This window comes from Bradyrhizobium sp. USDA 4472, assembly GCF_054058595.1.
On sequence record NZ_JBSSAM010000001.1, the window covers coordinates 4,883,785 to 4,906,326 of the forward strand.

18 protein-coding genes and 2 pseudogenes are annotated in these 22,542 nt (G+C 63.2%); 6 read left to right on the forward strand and 14 right to left on the reverse strand.

The features are described 5' to 3' along the window. The first annotated feature begins 118 nt into the window (after window positions 1–118). Window positions 119–1,468, forward strand: coding sequence for an 8-oxoguanine deaminase (locus tag ACVWZ4_RS22740; RefSeq protein ID WP_456741242.1), 1,350 nt, complete (start codon window positions 119–121; stop codon window positions 1,466–1,468). 108 nt (window positions 1,469–1,576) lie between these two features. On the opposite strand, the pseudogene ACVWZ4_RS22745 reads toward ACVWZ4_RS22740, so the two are convergent. From ACVWZ4_RS22745 to ACVWZ4_RS22760, 4 genes and pseudogenes are all read right to left on the reverse strand, one after another. Continuing rightward, window positions 1,577–2,654: pseudogene (locus ACVWZ4_RS22745) on the reverse strand (BMP family ABC transporter substrate-binding protein). A gap of 76 nt (window positions 2,655–2,730) precedes the next feature. Then, window positions 2,731–3,648 carry an ABC transporter permease gene (locus tag ACVWZ4_RS22750; protein WP_456704786.1) on the reverse strand — a complete coding sequence of 306 codons (918 nt, stop codon included), beginning with the start codon at window positions 3,646–3,648 and terminating at the stop codon, window positions 2,731–2,733. Next, complete coding sequence (locus ACVWZ4_RS22755; protein WP_456735847.1) at window positions 3,635–4,726, reverse strand: ABC transporter permease; 1,092 nt, start codon at window positions 4,724–4,726, stop codon at window positions 3,635–3,637. Before ACVWZ4_RS22755 ends, ACVWZ4_RS22750 begins: the two co-directional genes overlap by 14 nt. Continuing rightward, window positions 4,710–6,281 carry an ABC transporter ATP-binding protein gene (locus ACVWZ4_RS22760; protein ID WP_456741243.1) on the reverse strand — a complete coding sequence of 524 codons (1,572 nt, stop codon included), beginning with the start codon at window positions 6,279–6,281 and terminating at the stop codon, window positions 4,710–4,712. Before ACVWZ4_RS22760 ends, ACVWZ4_RS22755 begins: the two co-directional genes overlap by 17 nt. A gap of 570 nt (window positions 6,282–6,851) precedes the next feature. Here ACVWZ4_RS22760 and ACVWZ4_RS22765 point away from each other — a divergent pair. After that, on the forward strand, window positions 6,852–7,958 hold the full coding sequence (locus ACVWZ4_RS22765) for a hypothetical protein (RefSeq protein ID WP_456704783.1): 1,107 nt from the start codon (window positions 6,852–6,854) through the stop codon (window positions 7,956–7,958). Between the two features lie 367 nt (window positions 7,959–8,325). On the opposite strand, the gene ACVWZ4_RS22770 is transcribed toward ACVWZ4_RS22765, so the two are convergent. Both ACVWZ4_RS22770 and ACVWZ4_RS22775 read right to left on the reverse strand, forming a co-directional pair. Next, window positions 8,326–8,814 carry an REP-associated tyrosine transposase gene (locus ACVWZ4_RS22770; protein WP_456741244.1) on the reverse strand — a complete coding sequence of 163 codons (489 nt, stop codon included), beginning with the start codon at window positions 8,812–8,814 and terminating at the stop codon, window positions 8,326–8,328. A 382-nt stretch (window positions 8,815–9,196) separates the two neighbouring features. Beyond that, complete coding sequence (locus ACVWZ4_RS22775) at window positions 9,197–9,733, reverse strand: REP-associated tyrosine transposase (RefSeq protein ID WP_456741245.1); 537 nt, start codon at window positions 9,731–9,733, stop codon at window positions 9,197–9,199. Between the two features lie 78 nt (window positions 9,734–9,811). On the opposite strand from ACVWZ4_RS22775, the gene ACVWZ4_RS22780 reads away from it, so the two are divergent. Next, entirely contained in the window at window positions 9,812–10,147 is a 336-nt protein-coding gene (locus tag ACVWZ4_RS22780) for a hypothetical protein (RefSeq protein WP_456741246.1), read from the forward strand. A gap of 78 nt (window positions 10,148–10,225) precedes the next feature. Here ACVWZ4_RS22780 and ACVWZ4_RS22785 read toward each other — a convergent pair. The 7 genes and pseudogenes from ACVWZ4_RS22785 to ACVWZ4_RS22815 all read right to left on the reverse strand — a co-directional run. Then, window positions 10,226–10,555: pseudogene (locus ACVWZ4_RS22785) on the reverse strand (REP-associated tyrosine transposase); the annotation flags it as partial. 284 nt (window positions 10,556–10,839) lie between these two features. Then, window positions 10,840–11,319, reverse strand: coding sequence for a nucleoside deaminase (locus ACVWZ4_RS22790; RefSeq protein ID WP_456741247.1), 480 nt, complete (start codon window positions 11,317–11,319; stop codon window positions 10,840–10,842). Window positions 11,320–11,332: 13 nt separating this feature from the next. Further along, window positions 11,333–12,865: an ABC transporter ATP-binding protein gene (locus ACVWZ4_RS22795; protein ID WP_456741248.1), complete on the reverse strand. Its 1,533-nt coding sequence runs from the start codon at window positions 12,863–12,865 to the stop codon at window positions 11,333–11,335. Continuing rightward, window positions 12,862–13,545, reverse strand: a complete 684-nt coding sequence (gene biuH / locus ACVWZ4_RS22800) for a biuret amidohydrolase (RefSeq protein ID WP_456704778.1) — start codon at window positions 13,543–13,545, stop codon at window positions 12,862–12,864. The genes ACVWZ4_RS22795 and biuH overlap by 4 nt, the downstream gene beginning before the upstream one ends. A gap of 10 nt (window positions 13,546–13,555) precedes the next feature. Continuing rightward, window positions 13,556–14,482, reverse strand: coding sequence for an ABC transporter permease (locus ACVWZ4_RS22805; RefSeq protein WP_456735844.1), 927 nt, complete (start codon window positions 14,480–14,482; stop codon window positions 13,556–13,558). A 1-nt stretch (window position 14,483) separates the two neighbouring features. Beyond that, window positions 14,484–15,596, reverse strand: a complete 1,113-nt coding sequence (locus ACVWZ4_RS22810) for an ABC transporter permease (protein ID WP_456735843.1) — start codon at window positions 15,594–15,596, stop codon at window positions 14,484–14,486. Next, window positions 15,593–16,705: a BMP family ABC transporter substrate-binding protein gene (locus ACVWZ4_RS22815; RefSeq protein WP_456704775.1), complete on the reverse strand. Its 1,113-nt coding sequence runs from the start codon at window positions 16,703–16,705 to the stop codon at window positions 15,593–15,595. The genes ACVWZ4_RS22810 and ACVWZ4_RS22815 overlap by 4 nt, the downstream gene beginning before the upstream one ends. 396 nt (window positions 16,706–17,101) lie before the next feature. Between ACVWZ4_RS22815 and ACVWZ4_RS22820 the strand changes: the two genes are divergently transcribed. Continuing rightward, entirely contained in the window at window positions 17,102–18,406 is a 1,305-nt protein-coding gene (locus ACVWZ4_RS22820) for a hypothetical protein (protein WP_456742254.1), read from the forward strand. A 10-nt stretch (window positions 18,407–18,416) separates the two neighbouring features. Here ACVWZ4_RS22820 and ACVWZ4_RS22825 read toward each other — a convergent pair whose 3' ends face one another. Beyond that, window positions 18,417–19,736 (reverse strand): dicarboxylate/amino acid:cation symporter, encoded by a 1,320-nt coding sequence (locus ACVWZ4_RS22825; RefSeq protein WP_456704774.1) that lies wholly within the window; start codon window positions 19,734–19,736, stop codon window positions 18,417–18,419. Between the two features lie 264 nt (window positions 19,737–20,000). Between ACVWZ4_RS22825 and ACVWZ4_RS22830 the strand changes: the two genes are divergently transcribed. Together ACVWZ4_RS22830 and ACVWZ4_RS22835 are read left to right on the forward strand one after the other, a co-directional pair. Then, window positions 20,001–20,681 (forward strand): TetR/AcrR family transcriptional regulator, encoded by a 681-nt coding sequence (locus ACVWZ4_RS22830; protein WP_456741249.1) that lies wholly within the window; start codon window positions 20,001–20,003, stop codon window positions 20,679–20,681. Beyond that, window positions 20,678–22,540 carry an adenine deaminase gene (locus tag ACVWZ4_RS22835; RefSeq protein WP_456741250.1) on the forward strand — a complete coding sequence of 621 codons (1,863 nt, stop codon included), beginning with the start codon at window positions 20,678–20,680 and terminating at the stop codon, window positions 22,538–22,540. The genes ACVWZ4_RS22830 and ACVWZ4_RS22835 overlap by 4 nt, the downstream gene beginning before the upstream one ends. Window positions 22,541–22,542: the final 2 nt, after the last annotated feature.

Consider the following 22,542-nt stretch of genomic DNA (forward strand, 5'->3'; position numbering starts at 1 on the left):
TCTTGCAAGACCAGCGCCAAGTGGCAACAAGAAGTGGCACAACAGCTCGCGGTAATCGCGCTCTCGGGCTGGCCCCTGCGTTGCAGGCGCCTCAGCGAATGTCAGGAGAAGCAGGCGCATGAGTGACCCAAAGCCGATCTGGATCAGGGATCCCCTGGCGATCCTCGCCGATGGTGCAGGGCGCGGGATCGTCGTGAGGGATGGCCGTATCGTTGAACTCGTGCCCACAGGCGGCACGCCTGCAACCGCAGACGTCACCGTGTTCGATGCGGGCGGACACGTCGTGCTGCCGGGTCTCATCAACACCCACCATCATTTTTACCAGACGCTGACGCGGGCGCTGCCGGCGGCGATGGACCGCGAGCTGTTTCCCTGGCTTCAGGCGCTCTATCCGGTGTGGGCCAAGCTGACGCCCGAATCGCTGGAGCTGGGCGTGACCGTCGCGATGTCGGAGCTGCTGCTCTCGGGCTGCACCACGACGACAGATCATCACTATGTCTTCCCGGTGGGACTCGAAGAGTCCGTCGATATCGAGGTCGGCGTCGCAAAGCGGCTTGGCATGCGGGTGCTGCTGACGCGCGGCTCGATGAACCTGTCGCAGCGCGACGGCGGCCTGCCGCCTGACAGCGTCGTGCAGGACGAGGACACCATCCTCTTCGACAGTGCTCGCGTGGTGGCGAAGCACCACCAGCGCGGCCCGGATGCGATGGTGCAGATTGCGCTCGCCCCTTGCTCGCCGTTCTCGGTGACGACGTCGCTGATGCGCGCCACCGCCGCTCTCGCCGACAAGCTCGATGTCCGGCTGCACACCCATCTCGCCGAGACCGAGGACGAGACCAGATTCTGCCAGCAGATGTACGGCTGCCGCCCGCTCGACTATCTCGAACAATGCGGCTGGCTCAATGCGCGGACCTGGCTTGCCCACGGCATCTTTTTCAACGCTGGGGAGATGAAGCGGCTCGGCAAAGCCAGGACCACCATCAGCCATTGCGCGTGCAGCAATCAGCTGCTGGCCTCCGGCTGCTGCCCGGTGTGCGAGATGGAAGAGGCTGGCGTCGGCATTGGCATCGGTGTCGACGGCTCGGCCTCCAATGACGGATCGAACCTGATTCAGGAGGTGCGCGCCGCCTTCCTGCTGCAGCGGGCCCGCTATGGCGTGAGCAAGGTCAGCCACAAGGATGCGCTGCGCTGGGCCACCAAGGGCTCGGCGGCTTGCGTCGGCCGTCCGGAACTCGGCGAGATCGCGATTGGCAAGGCGGCCGACCTGGCGCTGTTCAAGCTCGACGAGCTGCGCTTCTCCGGTCATGGCGATCCCCTGGCCGCACTGGTGTTGTGCGGGGCGCATCGCGCCGATCGGGTGATGGTGGCGGGGAAATGGGCCGTGATCGACGGCGCGCTTCCGGGACTGGACGTCGCGGATCTGATCCGCCGGCATAGCGCCGCGGCGCGCTCGATGCAGGCGGGATAGTCTAGGAAAATAGTAGGAGGGGGCGACCACAAGTGCCGGGTGCTTCTGACCACCCCCTCCGAACCTCCTCCGGGAGGAGCAGGTCATCTGGTGAAAGCAAGAAGCGTGCTACTTGCCCGGAAGCTTGTCGTCGATGCCCTTGACGTAGAAGTTCATGCCGAGGATCTGGCCGTCGGCGAGATTGGCGCCGCCCTTGCACTCGATCTCCTTGCCATCTTGCCCAACTACGCGGGCACTTGAACGGATGCAGAGTGCCGGCAGTGATGGCCGCCTGGGCATCCTCGGCGATCTTTTTCACGTCGTCAGGCATGTTGGTATAGGGGGCCATCGCGAACATGTGGCTGTCGAGGCCGCCCCAGGTGTCCTCGGACTTCCACGTGCCGTCGAGCTCGGCCTTGACGCGTTCGATATAATAGGGACCCCAGGTGTCGAGGATCGACGTCAGCTGCGTCTTGGGCCCGAACTTGATCATCTCCGAGTCCTGACCGAAAGCGAGCTTGCCGCGCTCGCTGGCGATCTGCATGGCGGCCGGCGAATCCGTGTGCTGCATGATCACGTCGGCGCCCTGGTCGATGAGCGCCTTGGCGGCGTCGGCCTCCTTGCCCGGGTCGAACCAGGTGTTGGCCCAGATGATCTTGACCTTGATGTTCGGGTTGATGGTCTGCGCCGCGATCATCGTCGCGTTGATGCCGGAGACGACCTCCGGAATCGGGAATGAGCCGATATAGCCCAGCACGCCCGATTTCGACATCTTGGCCGCGATCAGGCCTTGAATGTAGCGGCCCTGATACCATTTCGACGAATACGTCGACATGTTCTTGTCGCGCTTGTAGCCGGTCGCGTGCTCGAAATGCACGTTCGGGTATTTTTTGGCGACCTTCAGTGTCGGGTCCATGTAGCCGAACGAGGTCGTGAAGATCAGCTTGTTGCCGGCACGGACGAGCTGCTCGATGGCGCGTTCGGCGTCGGGACCTTCGGGGACGTTTTCGAGATAGGTGGTCTCGATCTTGTCGCCCAGCTCCTTCACCAGCGCCTGGCGGGCCAGCTCATGCTGGTAGGTCCAGCCGAGGTCGCCGATCGGGCCAAGGTAAATGAATCCGACTTTCAGCTTGTCGGCGGCGGACGCTGCGCTGAGGCTTCCGGCAAGCAGAAGGCCGGCAGCGAGCGCAAGAAGTGATTTCCTCATCATCAATCTCCAAGCATCAGGGGAAAGCTACAATCCGCAACATGCGCGCCCCATCGCGCACGCTGCGAAAACGAAATCAGCGGTCAGGCACGAACACGGTGCCGAGCGCGGCCGGGGCGGTCGAGCCGCCGGTGCGCGCACGGGAGAGCAGGACCAGCACGATGACGGTCGCGAGGTACGGCAGCGCCGACATGAATTGCGAGGGAATGCCGACGCCAAAACCTTGCGCATGCAGTTGCAGGATCGTCACCGCGCCGAACAGATAGGCGCCGACCACGAGGCGGCCCGGCCGCCAGGACGCGAACACGACCAGTGCCAGCGCGATCCAGCCGCGGCCGGCGGTCATGCCCGGAATGAAGAACGGTGTGTAGGCGAGCGGCAGATAAGCGCCAGCCAGCCCGGCGCAGGCGCCACCGAACATCACGGCGAAGGTGCGAATGCGCAGCACGCGATAGCCGAGCGCATGTGCGGAGACGTGGTTGTCGCCGCAGGCGCGAAGGATCAATCCCGCGCGTGTTCGATACAGGAACCACCAGGCGCCGATGATGAGCGCGATGGAGAAATAGACGAAGCCGTCTTCGCCGAACAGCACATGGCCGATCAGCGGAATCTCGGTGAGGCCGGGAATGTTGAGATGCTCCGCCGGCGAGATGCGTTCGCCGACGAAGCCTGCGCCAATCAGTCCGGACAGTCCGACGCCGAAGATCGTGAGTGCGAGCCCGGTCGCGACCTGGTTGACGGCAAGCCCGAGCGCCATCAGCGCGAAGATCAGCGACATCAGTATTCCGGCGACGATGCCGAACAGCGCGCCGATGAAAATTGATCCGGTGAGCCACGCGCCACCAAAGCCGCAGGCGGCGCCGACGATCATCATGCCCTCGACGCCGAGGTTGAGCACGCCTGAGCGCTCGGTCACGAGCTCGCCGGTTGCCGCGATCAGGAGCGGCGTCGATGCGGCGAGCACCGACAGGATGATGGCTTCAACCAGCTCCACGGGCCACCTGATGGTTCGGGAAGACGAGCTTGAAGCGGTAGAGGATAAGGGAATCGCAGGCGAGCACGTAGAACAGCAAAATGCCCTGGAATACCTTGGTGACGTCCAGCGGAATCTTCATTGCGATCTGCGCCTGCTCACCGCCGATAAAGGTCAGTGCGAGAAAAAGGCCTGCAATTAATATTCCAAGCGGATTCAACCGGCCGAGGAAGGCGACGATGATCGCGGTGAAACCGTAGCCCGGCGAGATGCCCGGCTGGAGATGTCCGACCGGGCCCGCGACCTCGATGATGCCGGCAAGGCCGGCCAGCGCGCCCGATACCGCGAAGGTCAGGATGACCAGCTGGTTGGCATTGAAGCCGCCGAACCGCGCGGCGCGCGGGGCGGCGCCCACCACGCGTATCTCGAAGCCCTTGATGGTGCGCCCGAGCAGGATCGCGGCCGCGGCGACCACCAGCAGCGCGATGATCGCGCCGAGGTGCAGTCGGCCCCCCTCGATCAGCACCGGCACCGTTGCGACCGGATCGAAATCGGCCGTGGTCGGGAAGTTGAAGCCGTTCGGATCGCGCCAGGGACCGCGGACGAGATAGTCCAGCAGAAGGTCGGCGACATAGACCAGCATCAGGCTGGTCAGGATCTCGCTGGCGCCGAACTTCACCTTGCAGACCGCCGGGATCAGCGCATAGAGCGCGCCTGCGGCAGCCGCGAGCACGAGCATCACAGGTAGAACCCAGGCGCCGGCGTCGGTGCCTTGAGTCTTCACCGCAATCCAGCTTCCGGCAACCGCTCCGATCAGGAATTGGCCTTCCGCGCCGATGTTCCAGGCGTTCGCGAGATAGCAGAGCGACAGTCCGATCGCGATCATCACCAGCGGCGTCGCCTTCACCGCGATCTCCTGGAGCGAATAGCCGTCGGTCAAGGGCGCGACGAAATAGGCCTGCAACGCCAGCAGCGGATTCTTGCCGAGGATCGCGAACAGGATGGTCATGGTCACGATCGTCAGGCCGATCGCTATCAACGGCGAGACCAGCGCGATCGTGTTGGAGCGCTCAGTGCGCTTCTCAAGCACCAAGTGCATGCGCGGCCTCCCTCGGCTCGAGGCTGCTGCCGCCCATGAGCAGGCCGAGCTTCTCGCGCGTCGCTTCGCTTGCCGCGAGCGGAGCCGATAGCCGGCCGTGGAACATCACGGCGATGCGGTCGGCGATCTCGGCGAGCTCGTCGAGATCCTGGCTGGTCACCAGCACCGCGGCGCCTGCGGTCGCGAGATCAAGCAGGGCCTGGCGGATGACGGCGGCAGCACCGGCATCGACGCCCCAGGTGGGCTGGCTGACCACCAGCACGGCCGGACTGCGCAGGATCTCGCGGCCGACGATGAATTTTTGCAGATTACCGCCGGAGAGGGATGCCGCTTCCGGATCGCGCTTGGCCTTGCGAACGTCAAACGTCTCGGTCGCCTTGTCCACGGTCTGCAGCGTCGCTGCCGTGTCGATGAAGCCGTGATGGACCATGCCGCTGGCGGCGTGGCCGGTGAGCAGCGCGTTCTCGGACAGCTTCATGCGGGGCGCGGTGCCGTGGCCGAGCCGCTCTTCGGGCACGAAGGCGGCACCGAGTTTGCGGCGCTTGGTGATCGAGAGGTGGCCGGCGGCGATCCCTTCGATCACCACCGTGCCGGGATCGTTCGACAGCCGCTCACCGGACAGTGCTGCGAACAATTCATCCTGGCCGTTACCGGCGACGCCGGCGATGCCGAGGATCTCGCCGCCCTTCAGCTCGAACGAGATATGCTCGAGCCGAACCCCGTGTGCCTGGTCGGGCGGGAGCGAGAGGTCGTTCACGACCAGCCGCGGGATCGTGGTCTGACGGCCGGCGGCCGCCTTCACTTCCCTGATCTCGCCGCCGACCATCATGCGTGCGAGCGAGGCGGCGGTCTCGCGCTTGGGATTGCAGGTCTGGATCTTCCTACCGCCACGCAGGATCGTCGCGGTGTCGCAGAGCCGCTTCACCTCTTCGAGCTTGTGGCTGATGTAGAGGATGGCGCGGCCTTCGGCCTTGAGGCGCTCCAGCACGACGAAGAGCTGGTCGGCCTCCTGCGGCGTCAGTACCGCGGTGGGCTCGTCCAGGATCAGGAATTTCGGGTCCTGCATCAGCGCCCGGACGATCTCGATACGCTGGCGCTCGCCGACCGACAGTTGCCAGACCTGGCGCTTGGGATCGAGCGGCAGGCCGTAGGTCTTCGACACCTGCTCAAGCCGCGCCGACATGTCCCTGAAGGATTCGCTGCCGTCGAGGCCGAGCGCAACATTCTCCGCGACGGTGAGATTGTCGAACAGCGAGAAGTGCTGGAACACCATGCCGATGCCGCGGCTGCGTGCCTCCGAGGGGCCGGACAGCACGATTCGTTCGCCCCGCCAGCGGATCTCCCCGGCAGAGGGCTGGATCAGCCCATAGATCGCCTTCACCAACGTCGATTTGCCGGCCCCGTTCTCGCCCAGCAGCGCATGGATTTCGTTCGGCCAGACGTCGATGTCGATCGAATCGTTGGCGAGGAAGTCTCCATACCGCTTGGTGAGCCCGACCGTCGTGAGCAACGGGGACTCGCCGGAATGCGGGCCGTTAGGGGTCGGATCTAACATTCGCTGATACGCTGGCATGGGACGAATTGCCTCAATAGTGGGCTAGTTTAAACCGCCGCGTAAGGTGTGAAAAAGCGTCATCCCTTGCTTAACGCTTCGGCACGGCCGGTAGCCGCGAGTCGCGGTCGTCGTCGGACCAAAATTCCTTCCTGGTGACGGGCCGGAGACCGTTGCGGCGTAGCCTGCAGGCGAGGCCTGTTGCAAATTTGTGACGGTTTAGAGCAAATCGGAACCCACTGGGCAGGCTTGACGTGATGTTGAGCAAGATCGCGCCAGCTTGCGTATGCAAGGCGGGTTCTCCACGACAGCCGTTGCCAGCATTGGCATTTGCGTCGCTCGGTCGGGATAAAACGCAAACGAAATCAACCGGGAATGTTTGGCATTGCGTTGCCGATCCTGCGCGGCATCGACACGCAAGAACCCTGAGATTCCCGCGCTGAATCGTCACTCATTGCCGAAACATGCGGCATGCCTTGAAAAAAGTTGAGGCTTCTCACTCCGGGACATCGGCGCAAGTGTCGCACCCAAGGGACGTTGATTTTTACGTGTCCAAACTTGGGGGTATTCAGGATGTCGTTTCGTTTCAAGGCAATGGCAGCAACGGTGCTGTCACTTGCTACGCTGGCCAACGGTGGCTGGGCTCTCGCGGCGGATTTGCCGGTCAAGGCCGCCAAGAAAGCGCCTGACCTTCCGTTCTTCCTGGTGATCGACGACCGCGTGTCGTTCTCCTGGATGCCGAAGGGCACCGACCCCGGCATGTGGAGCACCCGCCCGGATGGCAGCATCAACGGCACCACCGCAAAACAGGTCTATTCCTTCACCCATTTCGATGCCTGGGCCTACGGCACCAACTTCTTCACGATCTCGATGTTCAAGTCGGGTCATAATGATCCCGCCTCGCCCTGCACCGCACCGGGCGTGACGATCACCGGCGGCGCCGCCGACTGCGCTGGCGCGACCGAGATCTACGGCCTGTTCCGCTCGACCTTTGGCTGGAATGAGTTGTTCAACACCAAGACCTTCACCGCGGGCCCACTGCACAACGTCTCGTTTGAAGTCGGGATGGACGCCAATACCGAGAACAACTTCCTGGCGCCCGCCAAGCGCGACGTCGTCGCCGGTCTGCAGTTCGCCTTCGACCTTCCGTACAAGGGCTACATCGACGTCGCGCCCTTGGTGTACTGGGAGTTCCTGAATCACAACGCGTTCACGCAATGCGGATTGTTCGGTGCGGGTGTTGCCGGCGTGACCTGTAATTCGGATGGCAATGTCAGCTATCGTCCGACCTGGGCGGTCGAAATCAACTACTACATGGACCTCGGCTTCCTGCCGCCGAACATGCAGTTCTGGTCGATCAGCGGGCGCGCCGGCTGGTACGGCCCGAAGGGCGATTCGAACGGTCTTCCCGCGCTCTCGGGCATCGGCCGGTTCTCAACCGCCTCCAAGACCGAGCTGAACAGCGAGCCGATCCGTCTGACGTTCGACGCGTCGAAGGCCGCCTGGGGTGACAAGTACTCGCACTTCGTCGACCTCTGGGTCGCCTACCGCTACTGGCAGAACAAGTTCGGCCTCGACCACAACGCCATGGCTGGTGTCTGCACCGTCGCCGCGACCGGCCAGAGCACCAACAGCTGCACCGAGTCCACGGTCTATGGCGGCGTCACCGTGAAGTTCTGATCGAGCCGACACTTCAGGATCGAGTGGCGCCGCGCAGGGATGCGTGGCGCCATTCGTGTTCGGGAGAGCCGCCGCCGGGAGGGGCGTGCCCACCACTTTTACTCCCATTGCACGAGACGGTGTGGCCGGTACGAGAACGCCTTGGCCGACCTAAACGCCACGCGCTCGTGTCGACCGGCCTCGACTTCAACCGCGCGCTGCGAAGCTTGCGCGGCTTGTGTCGGGTTGTCTTCATCGAGCCGATACGGCGCTTGGCAGCATAGCCCGAGGGCAACGTAGCCGTAGGATGGGTTGAGCCCTTGCGAAACCCATCGCTACTCTATCTCCGCTCTCCGTAGTCGCAGTCATCATCCGACAAATCGCCCGCTCAATCGGTCGGATAATTGCCCAGCTCCACGTGACGATGAAACGACGACGCAGCCCAGTCGCACACCCGGTCGACGAGCCCATGCTTGACGGGGTTGACGTGAACGTAATCGACATGCCGCACGAAATCGTTTTCGTCGCGAATGGTGTGCTCACAATATCTGCGTTGCCAGATGCCGCGTTCACCCTTGGCCGAGCGGCTTTGGGATATCCGTTCGTTTGACGGCAGGCGGCGTGAGAAAGCGGACTTGATCAACCGCCAACGCATGGCAAAATCGGCGTCACCTTCGGGCAGCGTCCAGACGGTGTGAAGGTGATCGGGCAAGATCACGATTGCCTCGATCGTGAATGGATGACGCCGGTGCGTCTCCCGAAACGCCGCACGCAGCAACTCGACATGTTCCGTCAGCAACGATAGCTTTCGCTCCGCCAGATTGGCGGTGAAGAAAAAGCATCCACCCTGAACGAAGTTGCGGCGGTACGCGGTCATGGCGCGACGTTACCACGAAACAAGTGCGATGGGTTTCGCAAGGGCTCAACCCATCCTACGGGCTGGACTGCACCCTGATATTGGACTTTACCACAGCGCCAGTCGGGACGTTGAGAGTCAGGGTCAACGTCTGATTTGATATGGGCGAGTTGGAGTAATCCGTAGTCGTCGTCGCCCAAACGAAATCATCCCCGGTTTGCGTGAACGCCACCCATTGCCCCGAACCATTCGTCTTCATCGAGCCGATACGGCGCTTGGCAGCATAGCCCGAGGGCAACGTAGCCGTAGGATGGGTTGAGCCCTTGCGAAACCCATCGCTACTCTATCTCCGCTCTCCGTAGCCCGTAGGATGGGTTGAGCCCTTGCGATACCCATCGCTACTCTATCTCCGCTCTCCGTAGTCGCGGACATCATCCGAGAAATCGCCCGCCCAATCGGCCGGATAATTGCCAAGCTCCACGTGACGATGAAACGACGACGCAGCCCAGTCGCACACCCGGTCGACGAGCCCATGCTTGACGGGGTTGATGTGAACGTAATCGACATGCCGCACGAAATCGTTTTCGTCGCGAATGGTGTGCTCCCAATATCTGCGTTGCCAGATGCCGCGTTCACCCTTGGCCGAGCGGCTTTGGGATATCCGTTCGATTGACGGCAGGCGGCGTGAGAAAGCGGACTTGATCAACTGCCAGCGCGTCGCGAAATCGGCGTCACCTTCGGGCAGCGTCCAGACGGTGTGAAGGTGATCGGGCAAGATCACGATTGCCTCGATCGTGAATGGATGACGCCGGTGCGTCTCCCGAAACGCCGCACGCAGCAACTCGACATGTTCCGTCAGCAACGATAGCTTTCGCTCCGCCAGATTGGCGGTGAAGAAAAAGCATCCACCCTGAACGAAGTTACGACGGTACGCGGTCATGGCGCGACGTTACCACGAAACAAGCGCGATGGGTTTCGCAAGGGCTCAACCCATCCTACGGGCTGAAATGAGATCGTGATGAATCCGGCCTTACTGGTCAAGGCGGCTTTGGCCTATTTCAGTTTGGCGCTTTCGCTATACTGGACTTGGCGTTTCTTCAAAATCAGCTACCCGCATCTTATCACGTCTGATGCATATTCGATCGGTGTTTACGGACGTGTGGGTTTGGCGTCCTGGGCGCTTTGTATTATTTGTCTGACAATGTGCTATTTCAGTGTCGGCGCTATCGCGAGTCCGATGTCAAGGCTGCTCATCGTGGCAGTGGTCGGGGCGGTATGGGGAGCAATTTTGTTTGTCAATTTGTACTTTGGATGGCTGGGAATAACGGGGTACTCGGGATCGTTGTTCTGGTAGCAGCGTGGGCGCCGGGGCGGAACCGGCCCACGCCAATTTCGTAGGATGGGTTGAGCCCTTGCGAAACCCATCGCTACTCTATCTCCGCTCTCCGTAGTCGCGGACATCATCCGAGAAATCGCCCGCCCAATCGGCCGGATAATTGCCCAGCTCCACGTGACGATGAAACGACGACGCGGCCCAGTCGCGCACCCGGTCGACGAGCCCATGCTTGACGGGGTTGATGTGAACGTAATCGACGTGCCGCACGAAATCGTTTTCGTCGCGAATGGTGTGCTCCCAATATCTGCGTTGCCAGATGCCGCGTTCACCCTTGGCCGAGCGGCTTTGGGATATCCGTTCGATTGACGGCAGGCGGCGTGAGAAAGCGGACTTGATCAACTGCCAGCGCGTCGCGAAATCGGCGTCACAGCATCCACCCGGAACGAAGTTGCGACGGTACGCGGTCATGGCGCGACGTTACCACGAAACAGGTGCGATGGGTTTCGCAAGGGCTCAACCCATCCTACGGGCATCGCCTTCGGCGACTGGCTAGCCGCGTTTTCAAATGTGCGATCATGGCATCATGCCACTGTTTTGCCCGACGCATCAAGCGATATTCGAAAAATACGAAGAAATTCCGCAGCGGCCTCGTGCCGGCGAGCTGTCGCGCTTCTACTGTGTATGGGGTTGTTTTCGATTTTTTGGAGAACCTACTTCGCCCACACGCCGTCGTGCAGCGCCGCGGCCTCGTCTTCGAGCAACGGCCCCACCACTTCGGTCGGCCGTTGGCCACTGGCAAAGACATCGCGGCAGGGCAGGTCGAGCGTCGGGTTCTCCGGATGATTGCCGGTGATGCCGCGCAGGCGGTGCTCGCCGAGGCCGTAGACCACGCGGCCGATGCCGGCCCAGTAGATAGCGCCCGAACACATCGCGCAGGGTTCGGCGGAGGAATAGAGTGAGGCTGATGCCAGCACCTCGCGCCTCAGCGTGCGGCAGGCTTGGGTTGCCGCGAGGCGCTCGGCATGTGCTGTGCCGTCATGGTCAGGCATGTACCCGTTCTCGGCTTCGATCAGCACCTTGCCGTCGGCATCGACGACGATGCAGCCGAATGGATGATTGCCGTGGGTGAAGGAGCGGCGGGCGACCGCGAAGGACAGACGCAGGAAGTGTTCGTCGCTCACGCCGTCCATGGCGCCTCCGCTCTCAGTGTCCCGCCATGTGCCGCCCGACCTCGGTGAGATCGGCTTCGCTGGTACGGGCTTCATACACGAATTCACCGTGGAACATCACCACCAGTCGATCAGACAGCTCAAGCAATTCGTCGAGATCCTCGCTGACGAGCAAGACTGCGGCGCCGCGGTTGCGTGCGGCCATGACTTCTGCGTGGATCTGCGCCACGGCTGCGAAGTCGAGGCCGAAGCAGGGATTGGCCGCGATCAGGACCTCGACGTCACCAGCGAGTTCGCGTGCGAGCACGGCGCGCTGGACGTTGCCGCCCGAAAGTGCCGAGATCGGCGTGTCCGGCGTGCGGGTCTTGATCTTGTACTGGCCGATCTTCTTCCTGGCATCGTCGCGAAAGGCGCCACGGTTGAGCCACCAGCCGCCGCTGGCAAAGGGCGCGCGGTCGAACTCGCGGAAGGCGATGTTGTCGGCAACGCTCATGCCGCCGACGCAGGCGTTCTTCAGCGGCTCCTCCGGCAGCAGCGACATCTTGTGACGCCGCATCTCCTCGCGGCTGGCGTGATAGGGATCGCCGGCGACGCGGATTTCGCCGCCCTCCGCCTCGCGCTGGCCGGCCAAGACCTCGACGAGCTGGCGCTGGCCGTTTCCGGAGACGCCGGCGATGCCGACGATCTCACCGGCGCGCACGGTGAGTGTAACGTCATGCACAGCAATCGCGCCGGCATCATCGAGTGCGCGGAGCTTCTCCAGCGCCAGCCTGACCGTCCCCGTTTCGCCGGTCCGCGGCGGCTGGACCGTCAGCTCCTCGGCGCCGATCATGGTGCGCGCCATCGCATCGGGCGTGAGCTCGGAGACCTTGCCGGCACCGGCGAGCTTGCCGCGGCGCAGGATCGTCACCTCATCGGCGAACGCCATGACCTCGCGGAACTTGTGCGTGATCATCAGGATGGTCAGCTCGCCCTTGACGACCATGTCGCGGAGCATGCCGAGCACCTCGTCGGCCTCTGCTGGCGTCAGCACCGAGGTCGGCTCGTCCAGGATCAGGAAGCGGCGCTTCAGATAGAGCTGCTTGAGGATCTCGCATTTCTGCCGTTCGCCAGCGGAGATGTCGGAGACCTTTGCCGAGAGCGGCACCTTGAAAGGCATGCGCGCCAGGAAAGCCTCGAGCTCCTTCATCTCCTTTGGCCAGTTCACCACGGCCGGCACGTGGTCGCGCGCCAGCACGAGGTTTTCGGCAACGGTCATGGCCGGCACCAGCGTGAAATGCTGGTAGACCATGCCGAGGCCAAGCGCGTGGGCGTCCTTCGGATTGGTGATGGCCTGCTCGCGGCCGCCGACGAGAATGTCGCCCTTGGTCGCGTGATAGTAGCCCATGATGCATTTAACCAGCGTCGATTTGCCGGCCCCGTTTTCGCCGAGCAGCGCGTGGAACGACCCTGGTCGTACCTTCAGCTCGACATTGTCGAGCGCCAGGAAGTCACCGAAGCGCATGGTCATGGCGACGGCGTCGACACCGAAGGCGCCCGAGGGCGGAGGCTGCTCGCCGATGATCACGAAATCGCTCCGATGAAAGCGTCCGACGTCGAGACCGCGCCGAACACGCCGCCCTGCATCTTGATCATCTTGAGTGCATGATCGTGGTTGCTCTTGTCGGTCGCGCCGCAACAATCGTGCAGCAGCACGCATTCGAAGCCGCGATCGTTGGCCTCGCGCATGGTGGTGTGGACGCAGACGTCGGTGGTGATGCCTGTGAGAACGATGTTCTCGATGCCTCGCACGCGCAGAATCAATTCGAGATCGGTCGCGCAGAACGAGCCCTTGCCGGGCTTGTCGATGATGGGCTCGCCCGGCAGAGGCGCGAGCTCCTCGATGATGTCCCAGCCGGGCTCGCCGCGCACCAGGATGCGGCCGCAGGGGCCGGGATCGCCGATGCCGGCGCCGATCTGGCGGGAGCGCCAGCGCTTGTTGGCGGGAAGATCAGAGAGATCCGGGCGATGACCTTCGCGGGTATGGATGATGTGAAAGCCTTGGGCGCGCATGACCGCGAGCAGCTTCTTGATCGGCTCGATCGGCGCCCGCGTCAACGAGAGATCATAGCCCATCTTGTCGACATAGCCGCCAATGCCGCAGAAGTCCGTCTGCATGTCGATGATGACGAGCGCGGTGTTCTGCGGGCGGAGATCGCCGTTGTAGGGCCAGGCATAAGGCTCGGACTTGATGGTGCGCTCGGGCATGATGGGCTCTCTAGCGGGTGATCGACAGTTCGGCCGGGGCTCCGGTCAGCGTGCGTTTCGGCGAGCAGGTGATGATCATGATCGCCAGCGTCAGGACGTAAGGAGCCGCGTTGAAGAGGTGATAGCCTGAAGTCACGCCGACGGATTGCAGCGCCGGCCCGAGTGCTGCGGCGCCACCGAAGGCGAGCGAAGCCCACAGGCAGAGCAGCGGATCCCAGCGGGCGAAGATCACGAGCGCCACGGCGGTGATGCCTTGGCCCGATGACAGGCCCTCGTTCCAGCTGCCGGGATAGAACAACGACAGGAACGAGCCGCCGATGCCGGCAAGGAAGCCGCCGACCATCGTCGCACGCAGGCGGATCAGGAGAACGGAGTGGCCCATCGCGCGCGCCGCATCCGAACTTTCGCCGGCGGTCCGGATCAGCAGGCCCCAGCGCGTGATGCGGAAGGCCCAATAGAGGGTGGGTGCGAGCGCGACACCGATCAGGAACAGGACGTTCACGCGCAGGGCGGCGCGGACTTGCGGGATGTCGCTCCACCAGCCGAAATCGATGGCGGGCAGGCGTGGCGCGGTGGGCTCTATCAGCGGCTTGCCGAGATAGAACGCAAGGCCTGTGCCGAACAGCATCAACGCGATGCCGACCGCGACGTCGTTGACGCGCGGCAACGAGCAGATGCCGGCATGTAGCGCGCCCAGCAGTGCACCCGTGATGCCGGCGGCGAGCACGCCGAGCCAAGGCGATCCCGTGAGATAGGAAATGCCATAGGCGCTCATCGCGCCCATCACAAGCGTGCCTTCCAGGCCAAGATTGATGCGACCCGAGCGCTCGGTGATGCATTCGCCAAGGCTGACGAACAGGAAGGGCGTGGAAACGCGAATGGCGCCGCCGAGCACGGCGAGGGGGACAGTCCAGAGTCCGATCGATCCATCTGCCATCTCAGGACTTTCCCTTCAGGAAACCGATGCGGCCGTAGAGCGCGTCGCTGGCGAGCACGAAGACGAAGATGATGCCCTGCAGCACCAGCCCGGAGGCATCGGGCAGCCCGAGGCGGCGCTGCAGCAGGCCGCCGCTGGCGCTGATACCGCCGAGCAGGATGGCGACGGGAATGATGGCGAGCGGATTTTGCCGCGCCAGGAAAGCAACGAGGATGCCAGTGAAGCCGTAGCCCGCCGCAAGATTGGCGTTGGTGCGGCCCTGCACGGCGGCGACCTCGACCATGCCGGCAAGCCCGGCGGCGCCACCTGCGAGGAAGCAGATGGTCAGGATCAGCTTGCTGACGCCGAGGCCGACGATCTTGGCAGCGCGGATGTTGCCGCCGGCAACCCGCGCGGCGAAGCCGAACACGGTGTGATAGATCAGGATGTAGGCGGCGACCGCGGCGCCGAGGCCGAACACCAGGCCCCAATGCACGTCGGTGCCGGGAATGGAGCCGATCATGTTGGCGGCGCCGATCTCGCGGGTCGACGGTTTGTTGAGGCTGGCGGGATCCCGCATCATGCCTTCGACGAGATGATTCAGGATTGCGAGCGCGATGTAGACGAGCAGCAGGCTCGAGATCGTCTCGTTGACGCCGCGATATTGCCGCAGCGCGCCAGCGAGCGTGATCCACAACCCGCCACCGATGACGCCGGCAATGACCATGGCGATCTGCACGACAAGCGGCGGCATGCCCTGAAGCAACAGTGCGGCGCTCGTTGCCGACAACGCGCCGATCAGCAGCGCGCCTTCGCCACCGATGATGACCATGCCGAGCTGCGCCGGCAGCGCGGTGCAAAGCGCGGTCAGGATGAGGGGTGCCGCACGCGTCAGCGTGTTCTGCCACGAGAACCAGGTGCCGAACGCGCCGTAGTACATGTAGAAATAGAGGTCGAGCGGATTCTTGCCGAACAGCATGACGAAGATGCCGAAGATCGCAAGTGCGGCGGCGACCGCCGCGCCCGGGATCAGGACATACTCGATTGTGCCGCCGTGACGCTGGAGAAAGCCGGGGTCTGCGGTCGGGGCAATTTCCCCGACCGCATCGGCCGAATCCGCCGCCTCTGTCGTCACGAAGTCGCTCCGATCACGCCTTCGACGAGATAGTCCATCTTTTCGAGCTCGGGATCCTTCTGGCCGCGATCGGTGCCGGCCGCAATGACCGTTTTGCCCTTGTTGTCGACCAGCCCGCCCTTGAAGATCGCGTAGCCTTCGGCCGAGAGGAATTTTGCCTTGATCTCGTCGGCGTGCTTGCGCGCCTCGGCGGAGACGGCTTCGCCATAGGGCGAGGTCTTGACGATCTCCTCCTTGAGGCCGCCGCGGTAGAAGTTCGGGATGCTCTCGCCGGCGGCGATCATCTTCACGAACTTCGGGTAGAGCGCTTCCCAGTTCCACTCGGCACCCGTGAGATAGGCCTTCGGCGCGAGTGGCGACTGATCGACATGATAGCCGCACACCATGGCGCCGCGGCGCGCCGCGTTCTCGACCATGGTCTTCGGACCGTCGACATGGCAGGTGAGGACATCCACCCCCTGATCGATCAGGCTGTTGGTGGCTTCGGCTTCCTTGACTGGCATGGACCAGTCACCGGTGAAAATCACCTGCGTGGTAGCTTTGGGATTGGCGAGCTTCGCGCCGAGCGCGAAGGCGTTGATGTTGCGCAACACCTGCGGGATCGGCTTGGCCGCGACGAATCCGAGCTTGCCGGTCTTCGAGGTGTAGCCTGCAACGATGCCCGAGATGTACTGGGCTTCGTCGATATAACCGAAATAGCTGCCGGCGTTCTTCGGGTCCTTGTCGGTCCAGAGGCCGCCGCAGTGCTCGAAGTGAAGCTTCGGGTACTTGGCCGCCATCTTGACGATGTGTGGATTGTAGTAACCGAACGAGGTCGGGAAGAGCAGGCTCGCGCCGTCGAGATTGATCATGGACTCGATCGTCTTCTCGACCGCGTCAGTCTCCGGCACCTTCTCTTCCTCGACGACCTTGAGGCCGGGAATCTTCTTCAGCGCCGCCGCCCCCTGCGCATGTGCCTGGTTGTAACCGTAGTCGTCACGCGAGCCGACATAGATGAAGCCGATGGTGGTCTCGGCCGCGAAGGCCGGGCGGGCGCCCGCCGCTGCGCCGAGGGTGAGGGCCGCGCCCGCCTGCAATACATGACGTCGTGAAATCCTGCCAAAATCCATTGTTTGCTCCCCTTGGCGGCTGAACCGCCTCAATCTCGCGGCTGCGCCGGTCTGGCGGAGCCCGGGATAGGATGTCGCAAGCTTCATGCCAGAGAGGAAAGAAGCGCCACTTTCGTATAAGCTATTGAAATACAATACATATATGAAGTGTTTGAATCTTGGTCACAAATGGTATTGATCGAAAATTAGGCGAAATATCTGCGTTGTATGCAATCGAGTTGGGCAGGCCTGTCCGGTGCTGCGCCGTGTCATCGGGGTGAGACATGAATCAATCATGTTCGCGTATCAGCGGCCGGCCGGCGGCGGGATCACGAGCTACCCGGCCCATGGAGCAGCGATATTGCCTTGCGGTCACATCGCGGAAATCGGTTTTACCAGGGCGCAGCCGCGACCTTCATGGCCAATGCCCTTCAGGCGGTTAATTTTCTCGGTGATCGGTTCCTGAGACAGTCGCATCACTCATCGTCAGCGATCGAGGACCTCTACCGGCATTCGATGGACAGCGCCTTTTCGGTGACCGAGGCGTTCCTCGTTACGGGCGCACCGCATGCCTCCGCCTATTACCCGCGCGACTTCGCCTGGTTCTATCCTGATGTCCTCGACGCCGAGACCATCATGAATGCACAGGACGCGGTGCGCCGGGCTCGTCTGCTCGAAAAGAGCGTGCGCTTGCTGCTGGAGGCGGTCCGCGCCGGCGTCGTCACGACCACCATCGTTCCGGCGGGGCAGGACCGGTATCTCGGCGTGAACTATTTCTCGCCTCCTTCGGATACGCTGCTCGGCATTCTTGCCGGTCTCCAGCAGATGCTCTCGGCCGAGGAGCGGGCATCGCCCTATCCGGCAATGTCGCATTGCGCGAGTGCGGGGCGTCTGCTGCTGGCCGAATACGGCGGCGATTTGAAGCGCGCGGTCCTGAAGCTGGCAAGCGAGCTCGAGCCTTTCGACGCCGACGGCATCAGATGCTTGCTCTGCGATGCCAGGGGGCCTCGCTCCGCGGCAACGGACACCCGCGCCGAGCGCCGGCGTTTCGTCACCAATGCCTGCGTTTACACGACCTTCGTGTGGGGCGTGCAGCTTGGCCTCGTCGATGAGAACGAGTTGAAGCGGCTGCTCGGTCGCGACCTCGCGGAGTACAAGAAAGGGCTGCTCAGCCTATTCGGCAAGGACGGTTATGTCAGGCATTCGCTGGATGGTCCGATAGGCACGCCGGCGTCCCTGGTCGCGCTGGATTTCGTCGGCGTGCATCGCGGCTTCTGGGATATGAACGATGCACGCGAGCGCGCGCTGTTTGCGGCCACGACCGATCTGATCATCGCCGAACCGCGCTTCCGCATCCCCAGCACGTTCCACTTCCTGATGTCGGCCGACAATCCGCGGAACAAGATGATCCACAGGATTGCGGCGCCAGCCTACCAGGGTCGCTCGTCCTGGCCGACATTCAACGTCGAGTTCGCGGATCGCATGATGGACTTCGACGAGTTCTCGGAAAGCAATACATACCGCGCCTGCGCGCAAGCAATCTTGAAGGACATTCGCACCTCGACCGAGGTCCATGGTGGATATCAGGAGCTGATCTCCGAGCAGGGACTGAAATATCGCACGTGGGCCTATAAGGGCGCCGTGGCACATTCCTGGTTTCCGCGCTTCCTGTCGGTTTGGAAGAGGGCGTACGGAACGCCGCTCCTCCAGTGGAATGACTGATCCACGGGCACTATCCCGCGGTCACGTCCACCAGTTCTCCGCCCTCGAGAACCTTGGCGGCCTTGGCGCGGTCGAGGTCACCTTCCCAGGCCGCCACGACGACCGTCGCCACGCAATTGCCGATGAGGTTGCCGACTGCGCGAGCCATGCCGATGAACCAGTCGACCGACAGCACCAGCACGAGTCCGATCGCGGGAATGCTCGGCACCGCGTTCAGCGTCGCAGCCAGGATCACGATCGCCGAGCCCGGCACGCCGTGCGCGCCCTTTGACGTGATCAGGGAGACGCCCAGCACCAGCAGGAGATCGCCGAACGACAGCGGCGTGTTGGTGGCCTGCGCGATGAAGACCACCGCGAGCGTGAGATAAATCGAGAAGGCATCGAGGTTGAAGGAATAGCCGGTCGGAATGACGAGGCCGACCACGGAATCCTTGACCCCCATCCGCTCCAGCTTCTTCATGATCTGCGGCAGCACCGCGTCGGAAGAGGCGGTCGCGAGCACGATCGTCAGCTCTTCGCGCAGGTAGGCGAGAAACTTGAGAATGTTGATTCCTGCAAGCGCCATCACGCCGCCGAGCACGCCCAGCACGAAGATACCGACCGAGACGTAAAACAGCATCACCAGCGAGACGAGCTGCTTCAGCGAGCCGACGCCGTATTTGCCGACGGTATAGGCCACCGCGCCGAGCACGCCGAGTGGGGCCACCCGAACGACGAGGCCCATGACACGGAACAGCACGGTGGACGCCGCATCGATGATCGAGGTGACGAGCGCGCCCTTCTCGCCGCCGACCAGCGCGAGGCCGACGCCGAACAGCACGGCGAAGAACAGCACCTGGAGCACGTCGTTGCGCGACAGCGCATCAAACGAGGTGGACGGGATGACGTTGAGCAGGAACGCGCCGATGCCTGCGCCCTGCAGCTTGTGGGCATTGTCAGCGTAGGTATTGAGCGCCTTGGCATCGAGCGTCGAAGGATCGATGTTCATGCCATGGCCGGGACCGAAAGCGTAGGCCAGGATGAGTCCGAGCAGGAGCGCGACTGTGGTCATCGCCTCGAAATAGACCAGTGCCTTGACGCCGACCCGGCCGACCTTCTTGAGGTCGCCGGCGCCGGCAATGCCGTGAACGACGACGCAGAACACGATCGGGGCCACGATCATCGAGATCAGCTTCAGGAAGGCATCGCTGAGGATCTTGAGGCTGATGGCGAAGTCCGGGGCGACCACACCAAGGATGATCCCCAGGATCAGCGCCACCAGCACCTGGACGAACAGCGAGGCGTAAAGCGGCTTGGGCTCGGCGGCCGGGGCCGCGGCAATGGTCGACATGATAACTCCCCGTTGTGACGACGTGCTGATGACCAAAGCTAGCAACTACCGTGCCAGATTATCGCGGTTTTGGAGGGGCCGGACGCTTTTTTCCACCGCCTGAGGTCCAGTCCGAACGATTGAGGGATTGGGCCAACATCATTTTCAGGAGCGGGCCACAGTCGGCCCGTGCGAGGATCGCCAACCGCCGCAGCCCCTTGTTACGGCGCGGCCTGCCTCAAGTCTCGGCTTGACCCTTAATCTGCGCGATGTCAGCTTTATGACATGAGTACAGCAAAGCGACAGATCGCCAGCCTTCGCGACGAATATGCCGAGATGACGCGGCAGCGCATCGTTGCGGCGTTTGTCGAAACTCTGGAGGATGAAGCGGCCGCCGACATCTCCATGGCGGCGGTGGCCAAGCGTGCGAAGGTGGCCGAGCGAACCATTTACCGGCACTTCAAGACCCGCGCGGAGCTGTTCGCGGCGGCCGGCGAATGGATCGAGGACAACGTCTTCAGCTACATTCCCTTCACCTCGCCCGACGAACTGCCCGATATATTCCGCAAGCTGTGCAAGCGGTTCGATCGCCATCCGCATCTCGCGCGCGCCATTGCGATGACGCGGGCGGGTCGCCGGGTGCGCGCCGGCTTCAGGCGGCACCTGATTGACCAGCATCGCAAGGCGATGGCGCCGCTGGTGCAACATCTTCCCGCAAAGGACGCCCGCCAAGCCGAGGCGCTCGCGTCCTATCTCAACAACGTGCTTGCCTGGAACGCGATGCGCGAGGATTTCGGCATGACGAGCAGCGAGATCGCCGATGCCATCGAGTGGGCCCTCGTGACTCTCCTGAAGGATGTCCGCCAACGCGATGGCGCTGCCGCGCGTGGCGGCAAGACCGGAAAGCCGTCGCGGAAGCGGACTGTGGGTCGCGAAAATGCCGGCATAGAACGAGGCAGACAATGAATGCGATACCCGACGATCTCCTGATCAACGCGCCCGACGAGGTTCGGATTCGCCAGGACCTGGTGCTGACGGCGCTCGGTCGCCGTCCGGCCGATCGCGCCTTGCGGGTGGGTAAGTTACTCGACGTGCACAGCCGCACCTGGAGCGAGAACCAGGAAATCGTCTTCAAGGGCCGGCGTATCGCGTGGGTCGGGCCGGCGGGAAGCTATCCCGGCGAGGTCCGCGAGCGAGTGCATCGGCCGGATGTTGCGGCCGTACCCGGCTTCGGCGAGGTACACAAGCATATCGAGAGTTCGCATCTGACGCCGGAATGGGAGGCGGCGCTGGTGCTGCCGCATGGCAATACCTGGACCTGCGAGGCGAGCCACGAATTCTCCAACGTCAACGGTGCACGCAATCTCGAATTCTGGTTCGAGGCACGCCGACGCGGCTCGCCGCTCAAGATATTTCCTCAGCCCGGCTCCGCGGTACCGCCGACGGCTTACGAATGGGGTGGCGGCTGGTATGGCCGCGACGAGCAGGCGCGCTTCATGCGCGAGAGCCTGATGGTCACCGGACTCGACGAAGTCATGGACTGGCCGGCCGTTTGGAATCCAGATAATCCCTCCTACAAGCGGCTCTGGGGCATGATCGAGGCGACGTTCGCGGCGCGCGGCGTCGTCGAGGGACACGCGTCAGGCTTGCGGGATCTGCCCTCCATCAACGCCTTCGCCGCGGCCGGGCTCGCCTCCGACCATGAAGTGCAGACGCCGGAGGAGACTTGGGACAAGCTCACGCGCGGCTTGTTCGTCGAGCTGCGCGTCTACGCCATGGACGAGATCGTCAAATGGCTGCTCGAGAAGGGTTTGCAAGACTGGTCGCAGATCGCGTTCACCACGGATGATCGCAGTGCCAGCCATACGCTGGAGCTCGGCGCCAGCGATCACAATGCGCGGGTAGCGATCGAGGCCGGCCTTGCGCCGGAAATCGCGATCCAGTGCCTCACCATCAATCCGGCGCGGCACATGCGGCTCACGCCCTTCGTCGGCAGTCTGGCGCCGGGGCGCTTCGGGGACGTCGTGCTGTTGTCGGATGTTGCCAAGCTCGAGATTGCTGAGGTGTGGGCCGACGGTGCGCAAGTCGCCGACGGCGGGCGTTATCTCGCCGAAGTGCCTAAGATCGAATGGCCAGACTGGGCGACCAACACGGTCAACATCAAGCGCACGATCCAGCCCGAAGATTTCGAGCTGCGGGCGGAGCCCGGGCGGACCACGATGAAGGCCGCGGTGATCCGCCCCTTCCATTGGCATCCTGAGTTCTACACGCTCGAACTGCCGGTGCGCGACGGAGCCGTGCAGCGCGATGAGAGCGAGGCCATCACGAAATTTGCCATCGTCGACCGCTTTTCCGGCGACGGGCGCGTCGCAAAGATGTTTTGGCGGGGATGCGGACCGCGCACGCCGGAAACGGCGCTCGCCTGCTCGGTGGCGCATGACAAGCACAACATCTGGGTGGTCGGTTCGTCCGACGCGGCGATGGCAAAGGCGGTGAACGCCCTGATCGAGCTTCAGGGTGGATGGGCGCTGGTGCGTGAGGGCGAGCTCGTCACCGTGCGCTTCGAGGTCGGCGGGCTGATGACCTGTCGTTCGGCGCAAGCGCTCGATGCCGAGATGCAGGGGCTTTACGCCGAAGGCCGCAAGGTCGACTGGATGTACGAGCCGACATACCGGCCGCGCTGGTATCCGGGATTCCCGGAGCGGCTGATGTTTGCAACGCTGACCTGCGCGCCCTGGAGCTGGGTGCTGGTGGCGCCATGCGAGCAGGCGCCGCTCGGCTTCGTCAACGTGCAGACCGGCGAAACCCACCCGGTGGTCTGGTAGGG